Source organism: uncultured Winogradskyella sp. (assembly GCF_963975125.1).
Taxonomy (GTDB): Bacteria; Bacteroidota; Bacteroidia; order Flavobacteriales; family Flavobacteriaceae; genus Winogradskyella.
Map to the genome: position 1 here is coordinate 12,424 of NZ_CAXBGB010000006.1, position 12,385 is coordinate 24,808.

8 protein-coding genes are annotated in these 12,385 nt (G+C 32.3%); 6 read left to right on the plus strand and 2 right to left on the minus strand.

Annotation, left to right across the window (positions count from 1 at the left end; genetic code table 11):
• Window positions 1–105 precede the first annotated feature (105 nt).
• Window positions 106–1,245 carry a cystathionine gamma-synthase gene (locus AAC053_RS01805; RefSeq protein ID WP_339752038.1) on the plus strand — a complete coding sequence of 380 codons (1,140 nt, stop codon included), beginning with the start codon at window positions 106–108 and terminating at the stop codon, window positions 1,243–1,245.
• A gap of 76 nt (window positions 1,246–1,321) precedes the next feature.
• Here AAC053_RS01805 and AAC053_RS01810 read toward each other — a convergent pair whose 3' ends face one another.
• On the minus strand, window positions 1,322–2,110 hold the full coding sequence (locus AAC053_RS01810) for a glutamate dehydrogenase (protein WP_339752039.1): 789 nt from the start codon (window positions 2,108–2,110) through the stop codon (window positions 1,322–1,324).
• Window positions 2,111–2,327: 217 nt separating this feature from the next.
• Here AAC053_RS01810 and gdhA point away from each other — a divergent pair, with 217 nt between their 5' ends.
• The 4 genes from gdhA to AAC053_RS01830 all read left to right on the plus strand — a co-directional run bounded on the left by gdhA (window position 2,328) and on the right by AAC053_RS01830 (window position 9,365).
• Window positions 2,328–3,671, plus strand: coding sequence for an NADP-specific glutamate dehydrogenase (gene gdhA / locus AAC053_RS01815; protein ID WP_339752040.1), 1,344 nt, complete (start codon window positions 2,328–2,330; stop codon window positions 3,669–3,671).
• Window positions 3,672–3,794: 123 nt separating this feature from the next.
• The gene (locus AAC053_RS01820) at window positions 3,795–6,182 is read left to right on the plus strand and encodes an ABC transporter substrate-binding protein (protein ID WP_339752041.1); all 2,388 of its coding nucleotides are present in this window, start codon (window positions 3,795–3,797) and stop codon (window positions 6,180–6,182) included.
• A 3-nt stretch (window positions 6,183–6,185) separates the two neighbouring features.
• Entirely contained in the window at window positions 6,186–6,905 is a 720-nt protein-coding gene (gene recO, locus AAC053_RS01825) for a DNA repair protein RecO (RefSeq protein ID WP_339752042.1), read from the plus strand.
• Window positions 6,906–6,995: 90 nt separating this feature from the next.
• The gene (locus AAC053_RS01830; RefSeq protein WP_339752044.1) at window positions 6,996–9,365 is read left to right on the plus strand and encodes a TonB-dependent receptor; all 2,370 of its coding nucleotides are present in this window, start codon (window positions 6,996–6,998) and stop codon (window positions 9,363–9,365) included.
• Between the two features lie 49 nt (window positions 9,366–9,414).
• On the opposite strand, the gene AAC053_RS01835 is transcribed toward AAC053_RS01830, so the two are convergent.
• Entirely contained in the window at window positions 9,415–11,775 is a 2,361-nt protein-coding gene (locus AAC053_RS01835) for a hypothetical protein (protein WP_339752045.1), read from the minus strand.
• Between the two features lie 96 nt (window positions 11,776–11,871).
• On the opposite strand from AAC053_RS01835, the gene AAC053_RS01840 reads away from it, so the two are divergent.
• Window positions 11,872–12,342: a regulatory protein RecX gene (locus AAC053_RS01840; protein ID WP_339752046.1), complete on the plus strand. Its 471-nt coding sequence runs from the start codon at window positions 11,872–11,874 to the stop codon at window positions 12,340–12,342.
• The last annotated feature ends 43 nt before the right edge of the window (window positions 12,343–12,385 follow it).

Sequence of the window (12,385 nt, forward strand, 5' to 3'; positions counted from 1 at the left end):
AGAACGAATATAGGTTAAATTTGTTGTGCTTAAAAAAGATCCACATTCTGTTAAGTTATTTCGCAGCATACGTCTAAAGGCTTTTTAATTTTTTATTCAATACAAATGAAATTTAATACAAAAACAATACATGGAGGTCAGGATCACGACCCTGCTTATGGCTCTGTAATGCCTCCAATTTATCAAACTTCAACGTATGCTCAAACTACTCCTGGTGCCCATAAAGGTTATGAGTATTCTAGAACACACAATCCAACTAGAAATGCATTAGAAAATGCTTTTGCGAGTATAGAAAACGGAAATTACGGATTGGCATTTGGCTCTGGTTTAGCTGCTATCGATGCAGTTTTAAAATTATTAAAATCTGGTGATGAGGTGGTTTCTACAAACGATTTATATGGGGGAACTTACCGCTTATTTACTAAAATCTATGAAGACTTCGGAATAAAATTCCATTTCATTGGTATGGAAAATGCAGAACGCATTGAAGACTATATTAATGATAAAACTAAACTGATCTGGGTAGAAACTCCAACTAACCCAATGATGAATATTATAGATATTCTTACAACAGCAAAAATAGCTAAAAAACATAATGTATTGTTTGCAGTTGACAATACGTTTGCAACTCCATATTTACAGCGACCATTAGATTTTGGAGCAGATATTGTAATGCACTCTGCTACTAAATATTTAGGAGGTCATAGTGATTTAGTAATGGGAGCATTAATTGTAAAGGATAAGAAATTAGCTGATCGCTTATATTTTATTCAAAATGCTGGAGGTGCAATTTGCGGCCCTCAAGATGCTTTTTTAGCTTTAAGAGGAATTAAAACACTTCATATACGTATGCAACGCCATTGTGAAAATGGAAAGGCTGTAGCAGAATTTTTAGTCAATCACCCAAAAATTGAAAAGGTGTATTGGCCAGGTTTTGAAAGTCACCCAAATTATGATGTCGCAAAATCTCAGATGAATAATTTTGGTGGCATGGTATCCTTTACAACGAAAGGAAACAACTATGAAGAAGCCATTAAGGTTGTTGAAAATTTAAAAATCTTCACTTTAGCAGAATCTCTTGGTGGTGTAGAATCCTTAGCAGGTCATCCAGCAAGTATGACGCATGCTAGTATTCCGAAAGAAGAACGTGAAAAAACAGGTGTCGTAGATTCCTTAATAAGATTAAGTGTTGGTATAGAAGATGAGGATGATTTAATTGCAGATTTAAAACAAGCGATAGGATAATTAAATTTAGATTTTGAATAATGAAAACACCAAATCATATGATTTGGTATGGTTAAATGTTCTTATTGTTGAAACCTTAATCTAGATAATAGATGTAACCAAAGTTTAGCCATACTAACCAGTCATTAGATTTATTAGATGATAATTGATGATCTAGACCATCTGTGAAATCACTAAAAAAATACTGAAACCTTAAGTCTATCATCAAATCTGACAAGATAGTCAGTTTATATCTTGTTCCCACACTAGATACTACAGACCATGTAGATCCGCTTTGGTCGCTAACAGAGCCTGGATCCCAGTAGGAATAAAAATTGTTGGCGTCTTCAATATTCGTATCTCCGTATGAAGTCTTAACACTAGGATTGTACGAGACATAATGTGCTCCTAAACTTGCAAATGGTGCAAATGAATAAGCACCAGCAGAAAAAGCTCTCACACTTCTAGGGAAAAACTCTAATTGCATTCCAATATTCCAATTTTGAGCTTCACCAGTATGTGCTCTTAAACGATCGGCATCAGCACTTGTTCTATCATTTTCTACCCATTTACCAAAATGATTAAGAGTCGTTTTGTTCCAAGCAATTTCACTTCTTAATTTAAAATGATCATTGAAGTAGGTGTCAGTTGTGTAACAATTACAATCAGCACGATAAGCAAAGTTAATATAATGAACTATACCAATACCAAAACCTGTATTTCCAGAATTTGTTTCAAAATCATAACGAACACCAAAATCGGATTGATAGGCTATAGGGCCAGCAATAACACCAATTTCGTGAGAAAAACCTAGCTGAGCATAACTTAGCTGCATAGATAAAAACACTGCAAATGGAATGAATAGTCTCTTTATGTTTATTACCATATAAATTTATTGTTGAGGCTCTTGCCGAACAAATATATAAAAACTCGACGAACTACCAAATAAAACAGATAAAACGCATAGTCTATTGTGGTCTATAAGTTTTAAAGAATTTTGATATTGTGAAAAAATTATTGAGAATAAAAAAAAATAAGTAGTTATTTTTACAGATAATGTATCTTTGCATCCAATAAATCACAATTTCTTAACAGTAACATATATGAAAGATAAAATTGACACTTTTTTAGAGCTTGTAAAGGAACGTAATGGCCACGAGCCAGAATTTTTACAAGCAGTTAAAGAAGTAGCAGAAACAGTTATTCCTTATATCGCTAAGCACGATATATATCACGGTAAGAATATTTTATTGAGAATGGTTGAACCTGAAAGGCTAATTTCTTTTAGAATAAGTTGGGTAGATGATGCAGGAGAAATACAGGTAAATAGAGGATATAGAGTTCAGATGAATTCGGCAATTGGTCCATACAAAGGAGGATTGCGTTTTCATCCAACAGTAAACGCTAGTATTTTAAAGTTTTTAGCTTTTGAGCAAGTGTTTAAAAACTCATTAACGACATTACCAATGGGTGGAGGTAAAGGTGGTTCTGATTTTGACCCTAAAGGAAAATCAGATAATGAGATTATGCGTTTCTGCCATGCATTTATGAGTGAATTATTTAGACATATTGGTCCAAATACAGATGTTCCTGCAGGAGATATTGGTGTAGGAGGAAGAGAGATTGGGTTTATGTTTGGGATGTATAAAAAACTTAAGAATGAATTTACAGGTGTACTTACAGGTAAAGGAGCTTCTTGGGGTGGATCACTAATTAGACCAGAAGCAACAGGATATGGAAACGTTTACTTTGCAGATAATATGCTAAAAACAAAAAACGATTCTTTTAATGAAAAACGGGTTGTGATTTCTGGATCAGGTAATGTAGCGCAATATGCTGCTGAAAAAGCGCTAGAATTAGGTGCAACAGTACTAACAATGTCAGATTCGGGAGGTTACATTTTAGATGAAGATGGAATTAATACCGAGAAATTAAATTTTGTCATGGATCTTAAAAATGTAAGACGTGGTAGAATTAGTGAGTATGCAGATAAATATCCTAACGCAAAATATATAGTAGGTGAAAGACCATGGTCTGTAAAATGTGATATTGCTTTGCCATGTGCTACTCAAAATGAGTTAAATGGAGATGAGGCAAAACAATTAATAGAGAATGGATGTATCTGTGTGTCCGAAGGAGCTAACATGCCATCAACACCAGAAGCCATTCACGAATTCCAAAAAGCTAAAATTTTATTCGCTCCAGGCAAAGCTTCTAATGCAGGCGGAGTAGCAACTTCTGGTTTAGAGATGAGTCAGAACTCATTACGTTTAAGTTGGTCGAGAGAAGAAGTAAATGCAAGATTAAAAGATATTATGGAGGATATTCATGATTCTTGTGTAAAGTATGGAAAAAACGATGATGGATCTATAGATTACATTGCAGGCGCAAATATTGCTGGTTTTGTAAAAGTTGCAGATGCGATGCTAGCTCAAGGCGTTGTTTAATTATTTATGGTAAATATATTAAAGCTTCTATGTTTTTACATAGAAGCTTTTTTTATGACTTAATATATGATTAGTTCAAAAATATCGTTACTATTAAATATATTTGAGCAAACATATTTATTAATGAATAAAACTGTTTTTAAAATCTTAATTCTACTGTTTGGTATTACGGCTTCATGTTACAGCCAAGAGTCAACAGCACTATGGCAATCACATTTCTCGTATAATAATATAGTTGATGTAGTAAGTGGGGAAAATAAAATATATGCTGCTGCTGAAAATGCTGTTTTTGAATATGACACATTAACTAATGAAGTAAAGACTATAACTACCGTAGAAGGGCTTTCTGGTGGGCAAATTACTACTGTATATTACAGTACAATATATCAATACTTACTTATTGGTTATGAGACGGGATTAATGGAGGTATATTCAGAAACTGATGAATCTGTATTAACTGTTGTTGATATTTTAGAGAAACAAAATATTACTCCTATAAACAAACGTATTAATCATTTTTATGAGAGTGAAGGGTTAATTTATATTTCGACGAATTATGGAATTTCCATTTACGATTTAGAGCGCTTAGAATTTGGTGACACCTATTTTTTAGGCAATGGAGGTTCTCAAATTACGGTGAAGCAAGTTTCTGTTTTAAATAATGAAATTTTCGCAGCTTGTACAAATAATAATGGTATAAAAAAAGCAAATTTAAATAACCCAAATTTAATAGATTTTTCGCAATGGGAAACGATTATATCGGGTAACTATCATACCATGAATACAATAAATAATAGATTGTATTCTGTTCGAGAAAATAGAGCGCTTTATGAGATAGATGGGGCTTTAATAAGCAACTTATTTACTTTACCATTACTGCCTTTAGATGCTGAAGTATCTGATTCTAACTTAATTTTTTCGACCACAAATACCATTTATGTTTATGACGAAAATATTCAATTAATAAACAGCTTTCTACCCACAGATGATTTTGACACTAATTTTACTTCTTCAACTTTGTTAGATGAGTTTATATATATTGGCACGGAAGATTTTGGTGTTATTAGCAGTCAAATTTCTGATGGTATTACCTATTTGGAAATTAAACCAAACGGACCACTAAAGAACAGTGTTTTTAGGCTAAATGCAACTACGGAAACGGTTTGGGCAACTTTTGGTGAATTCACAGCGGCTCTAAATCCATATCCAATCAGATCAAATGGCATTAGTTATTTATCCGAGGGTTCATGGAATAATATTCCTTTTGATAACCTTATGGGTGCAAGAGAGTTAAATGAGATAACACCAAACATATTTAATCCAAATCAAGTATTTATAAGTTCTTTTTTCAGAGGCCTTTTAGAACTTAATAATTATGAACCTACAACTCTTTATAACCAAACCAATAGTGGGCTTGAGTCTTTAGCCTTACCTAATAACCCAAATTATATAGATATTCGTATTTCGGCTTCTGAGTTTGACTCTAATGGATTACTTTGGGTTTTAAATAGTAGAGTGGATGAGGCGCTAAAATCTTATGACCCAATAACCGGAAATTGGCAAGGGTATAGTTTTTCTAATTTAATTATTAATGCATTTACAGATGAAATAGGATTCTTTGATTTGGAAATTGGAAATGATGGTACAAAATGGATTGGATCTTATAATAACGGATTAATAGCTTATAATGAAAACATGGCTAACAATCCTATAAGAAATATAAATTCTGATGAGCAAGGTGTGCCGCCATTTACAAGATTTACGACTCTAGCATTAGATAATAGAAATCAATTATGGATTGGTACAACTAATGGTTTAAGGGTATTATTTAACACAGGTAGTTTTTATGATGACCCTAACCCAACCTTAAGGGCAATAATTATATTAGAAGAGGGCATACCAAAAGAGTTATTAGATGATCAATCTATTACAGATATTAAAGTAGATGGTTCTAATAATAAATGGGTTGGCACAGCAGATTCTGGAATTTTTTATTTTTCGTCAGATGGACAAAGTACAATTTATCATTTTACTGTAGAGAACTCTCCATTACCATCTAATACAATTAACGATATTTCAATAGATTTAGACAATGGAATTGTTTACATAGCTACAAGTAAAGGATTATTATCTTTTAGAGCAGGAGGCTCTAAACCTGAAGAAACTTTAGAAAAAGCATTTGTATATCCAAACCCTGTGCGACCAGAGTATAATGTACTCGGATTTAGTGATCTTAATGATGTTAATAAGGGAATTAAAATTAGTGGACTTACAGAAAATGTAAACATTAAAATCACGGATATTGAAGGTAATCTTGTAGCAGAAGCACAATCTAATATAAACCAAAGATCTTCAAATGCTAAGTATAATTTTGCTATAGATGGCGGCACAGCGATCTGGAATGGTAAAAACATGGGAAATTCTATTGTAAGAACAGGTGTTTATTTAGTAATGATTTCAGATTTAGACTCTTTTGAAACAAAAGTTATTAAGGTGCTTATAGTTAAATAAAACATGCTTACAAAAAACACTAGCATTGTTCTTTCCAAACTAAAATATAGAGATTACGATCTTATTGTAAAATGCTATACCCAACAACGAGGTGTGGTCAATTATATTTTAAGAGGAGTTTTAAAGTCTAAAAAAAGCCAGACTAAAACGGTTTATTTTCAAGTCTTATCTCAACTTCAAATCGAAGAGAATTACAAACCCAATCAATCACTTCATGTTATAAAAGAAGTAAAAGCCAATTATATATATAAAAGTCTTCATACTAACATATACAAAAGCGCAATCGTTTTATTTTTATCCGAAATTCTTACCACTGTTCTTAAAGAAGAAGAAAAGAACGAGGATTTATTTCATTATATAGAAACCGCTTTACAATATCTAGACAATGAAGATCAATTTTCAAACTTTCATTTATTATTTCTTTTAAAATTAACACGATATTTTGGGTTTCAGCCTGAAAATTTAAACAGCATCTATCCTTATTTTAATTTAAAATCTGGAGTTTTTGAAGCTTCTAAAAATGGAATATATTCGATTTCTGGTAAAAATTTAATCCTCTTAAAAGAGCTCTTGGGCACAAATTTTGATGCATTAAATGGTATTAGAATAAATGCAAAACAAAGACAAGAATTTTTAAATATGTTATTGTATTATTTTGAATTACATTTGGGTGGTTTTAAAAAACCTAAATCATTACAGGTGCTTAACGACGTATTTCATTAAGCTAAATTTTAAGTAACGATTTTAGCTACGATTAGTATAAAAGTGAAGTATAATATAACTCTTAGTATTTTTTTATTCCTCTTTTTGCAGATGGTCTATACTCAAAACATTACAGTTTTAGAAGAAAGTAGTAATGAGCCAATTCCTGGTGTTGCAATTTATAATTTAAAGAAAACCAAATATGTAGTTACAGATATAAATGGACAAGCCAAGTTGGATAGTTTCAACCCGAGAGAATTGATTTATTTTCAAAACTTGCTATACAAAAAACTGCAATTAAGAAAGTTTGATATTTCTGAAAACAATAATGTTATTTATTTAGTTCCAAGGGTTGAAGGATTAAAACAAATTGTTATTTCGGCTTCAAGATTTGAACAGAGTAAACGTGATATTCCTCAAACTATAGTTAGTGTTAATGCCAATGAAATCGAATTAGCCAATCCGCAAACTAGTGCAGATTTATTAGAAAATACAGGGAACATCTATATTCAAAAAAGTCAATTAGGTGGCGGCAGCCCTATGATTAGAGGTTTTTCTACCAATAGACTTTTAATTACAGTAGACGGCGTTAGAATGAATAACGCCATTTTTAGAGGAGGTAATCTTCAAAACGTCATATCTATTGATCCATTATCTATTCAGAATACCGAAGTTACATTAGGCGCAGGTTCTGTAGTTTATGGAAGTGATGCTATTGGTGGTGTAATGAGTTTTTATACTAAGAAACCGCATTTATCTTATAAGGACAAACTGTATATTAGTGGTAATGCTTTGGTAAGATATGCGAGCACTAACGAAGAAAAAACAGGACACTTTGATCTTAATTTGGGCTATAAAAAATGGGCATTTTTAACTAATGTCAGTTACACAGATTTTGATGATTTAAGAATGGGAAGTAATGGACCAGACGATTATCTAAGATCAGAATATGTCATAAGGCAAAGTGGCGAAGATGTTATTGTAACTAATTCCGATCCTCAAATTCAAAAACCTACGGCTTACAGCCAGATTAACTTAATGCAAAAAGTCCGTTATGAACCTTCTGATAATTTAAATTTTGATTTAGGCATATATTACACAACGACTTCAGATTACCCAAGATATGATAGATTGATTAGACCTGGAGTTGAAACGCTTAGATCTGCAGAATGGGAGTATGGCCCGCAACAATGGTTTATGGGTAATCTGCAATTAACTAAGGTCAGCAGTAGCTCTAATTTGTATGATAAAATACAAACAACAGTTGCTTATCAAAATTTCGTAGAGAGTAGAAGTGATAGAGATTTTCAGTCAACTATACGAAAAGTGAGGGAAGAAAATGTAGATGCCATTTCTTTTAATTTAGATTTAGAGAAAAAGACACATCCTAAGACAACAATTTACTATGGTGTAGAATATCTCTATAATACAGTAGGATCGGAGGGGAAAGATGAAAATATAGATGCAAATACAAGTGTGCAAAATGTTACACGTTATCCAAAAGGCTCAACATGGCAGTCTTTCGCAGCTTATTCAAGTCTTAAATATAAACCCAATAGTAAGTTCGTATTTCAGTCGGGTTTACGATATAACCAGGTAATTGCAAACGCAGACTTTACCGAAAACAACGTGTTTTTAAATCTTCCGTTTAACGATGCCAAAGTAAATACAGGTGCTCTAACAGGTACTGCAGGTATAACCTGGTCTCCAAGTGATATGACTCAATGGAAGCTGAATGCTTCAACAGCATTTAGAGCGCCTAATATAGATGATATAGGTAAAGTATTCGATTCGGAGCCTGGATCTGTGGTAGTGCCAAATAAAAATTTAAAGGCTGAATATGCTTATGGAGGTGAATTAGGTTTAAAATTGAATTTTTCTGACAAAGTCATTTTAGATTTAGCAACCTATTATACGTTTTTAGATAATGCTTTAATTCGAAGAGATTTTGAAATAAATGGTGAAACCGAAATTGTTTATGATGGTGAGTTAAGTACGGTTCAGGCTATACAAAACGCATCAAAAGCATGGATTTATGGCTTTGAAGCAGGTATAGAAATTAATTTCACAGATCAATTAAAATTGCAATCACAATATAATGTTATTGGTGGTACGGAAGATAATGAAGGTGTTGAAGCCCCAATTAGACATGTAGCACCAAATTTTGGACGCACGCATCTAATATGGAAAAAAGATAAGTTTTTGTTGGATGCCTTTTTAATTTATAACAACGCTTTGTCGTTTAATCAACTGGCTCCTTCAGAGATTTCTAAAGACTATTTATATGCTTCAGATAAAGATGGAAACCCTTATGCACCATCTTGGCGTACGCTTAATATAAGAACGCAATATAGGTATAACGATAAACTTAGTATTACAGCAAGTTTAGAGAATATAACGGATCAACGTTACAGACCGTATTCTTCAGGAATTTCAGCAGCAGGTAGAAACTTGATTTTAGCTTTAAAATATTCGCTATAAAACACCTCATTATAATGATAAGATCTGTTGTGTTTTTTTGTTATTTATATTATTGTCGTTTAATAGCCTTTTTACTAATCACTTGTCCGTTTGACAAAGTTACCTTTGCAATATAAGCGGCTTTACTGAGTAGAGATAAGTCATATATTTCAGTTGAACTATCACCTTTTAGATTATAAATTTGTCTTCCTGTAATATCTAAAATTTCAACATCTGTTATAGTAAAACTTTTACCAATTTTAAATTGAACATTTCCGTTAATCAACTCAATTACTGATAAGTCATTTTTATCTACCCGATTATCATCAATAGAAAGTGCACCTGCTCTATACACTATTTCAAATCGATTATTAAATTCACCAACTACGGATGTAAATATGTAGTCAGAATCTTTAAGATTGATAATAGTGTTTAATAGATTGTCTTTTATATAAATAGCACTATTATTTAAAAACTCACCTTCAAAGAGGGCTAATGATAGAGTATAAATTGTAGGCTCATCAATTGAAGTATAAAAACCTAAAGGAATAATCTCATCTTCATTCAGCGAGTTTAAATCTCGTCCCTGAATAGCATATTTCTTGTCATTGTTATCAATAATTGAATATAAAATAGAATTTGCGCCTGTAGATAAATTTCTTGGTGCATCAAAGTATGTGCCATCAAACCCATTAGTTGCATTATTAATGTAGCCAACTAAGATTTGATTAAACACTCCATTATCAGAAGTTAGATTTACCCAAACTCTATTAGAAGAACTCGTATTTGTTGTTGAATTTCTAAAAAATTGATTATTGTTACCTGTTACTCTCATCGAATTATTAAAAATAACATTACCTGTAACGCTTATAGGTGTATCACTAAAAGAAACAAAGAAACCTTGACCAGAAGGTATAAAACGACTAGGTTTGTCATTAATATCAACCATGCCGTCACCATTCGTATCATCTCCTCCTTGTGTTTCACCAATTCCGTTAATAGTTGCATAGTCAGATTGAACAAAATTGAGTAATGCATTACCGTTAGTTGTATCAGATGGTTGCGTATTCTGAGACCATAAATAAACTGTGCCATCTAGTAATCCGTTTACGTTTAAAACATTTACATTTTCATTAAAAAAGGTATCAACATTAATCGCGGAGGGATAGGGATTGCCAATAAAATTCCAGTTAGTATCATTTGTTTCAGTATCATTTCTGTAAACAGGGACTGTAATAACACCATTGTTAAATAGACCTGTAAATGTATAATCAAATTGGTAAGGAGGAGAACTCATTGGTGGACCAAAAAACAAATCTTCTCTATGAGTAGAGGCGTAACCATAGCCTGGTGTCATAGTATCTGTGCCATTAACTAAGATCCAATCGTCACCATTATCATCAATATCATCTTGCCCAAGAATTTGTGTGTCATCATTATTAGATTCTGCATACTCATCTAAAAAATTTTGTCCTTCAAATCTAAATCGTCTATTTAGGGTTCCTTCAGTTATACCATTATCTATTGTAGTATTAGATGTTGGAGAACTCCAGTAGGTATATTCGTACCAATTATTCATTGGAGCTGTTGTTTTAGTAACTTCAATTACTCCTGTGCCACTAACGGTTGCTAAGTTATCTATTTGGATAACAGACCCTTCGGTTGCAACATTAATGTTAGCATTCGCTATTATATCATTTTCTATTATAATATAGCCACCATTCTGAATGCTTAAAGTAGCGTTAACAGTTAAATTACATGCAATTAAGTTGTCATTTGCAGTAGTATCGTAGGTGCCATTTAAAATCGCTTCTGTATTGGTATCTGGGATTCCATTATCCCAAGTCGTCCCATTCCATGTCGTGGTATTTTGGCAGCCATCAGTACTAACTATACCATTAAAAGTGAAATCATTAATGCTAAAAGTACCTGTACCTCCAGATGCATTCCAAGCATAGACTCTAAAAGTAATGGCAGTTGTAATGTTTTGATAGTCTAGTCCAGATAAATTAATTGTAGCCCCAGTAATTATAGGAGTACCAATATTAGTAGTAAAACCATCTTCGCTACTTCTAAAAACAATGTCTGTTGGTCCAGTAAGAGAACTTTGTCCAGTATATTCAAAACTTACAAAGTCAATTTCAAAACCAGCATTTGGCGTTATTGTAAATTCGAAGTATGCTGTTAAATCTATCGCTACAGTATTCCAACCACTAGCATTATACCTATCATTAGTATTTTTTGGATTGATGCCTGTTCCGCGACCTATACCAGTTGCTGTAATATTAGCATCTACAATTTGGCCATTAATATAAGGATTGTCATTGTTTGGACGGAAACCACTTATTGGGTTTGTAAAAACGCTCTGTCCAAAAGCAAAACAAAGACAAGCAAAAAATAATAATGAGGCTAGGTAGTAATTTTTTTTCATGAGGGTGATTTTTAGGTTAATTTGGGGATAAAGAAATTTTACACTTTATTACCATCACACTAGCAAATATGAGTTAAAATCTTGTATTTTAGATGTTTGAATCTACAAAAAACATATACGGTCGATGAAGCGCGAAAAAAACTCGAAAATTATTGTGCATATCAAGAGCGTTGCCACAAAGAAGTGAAATCTAAGTTAAAGGAAATGAGAATGATTCCTGAGGTAATCGATAACATATTGGTGTATTTAATTCAGAATAATTACCTTAATGAAGAACGTTTTGCCAAGGCTTATGTAAGAGGGAAGTTTAGAATAAAAAAATGGGGAAAAAACAGATTAGTAAGAGAATTGAGGTTTAGAGAGATTTCTAGATATAATATTGATACTGCTCTTAAAGAAATTGATTTAGACGATTATTATAATACTTTAGATGAACTTGTAAATAAGCGAATTAGCCAAGTCAAAGAAAATAACCTTTACAAAAAGAAGAAAAAGGTTGCAGATTACTTATTATATAGAGGATGGGAATCGCATTTAATTTACGAAAAGCTTAACGAATATCTGTAAAAAAAAGCCCTTTCAAATTAATAAAAGAGCTCTTGTACTATAA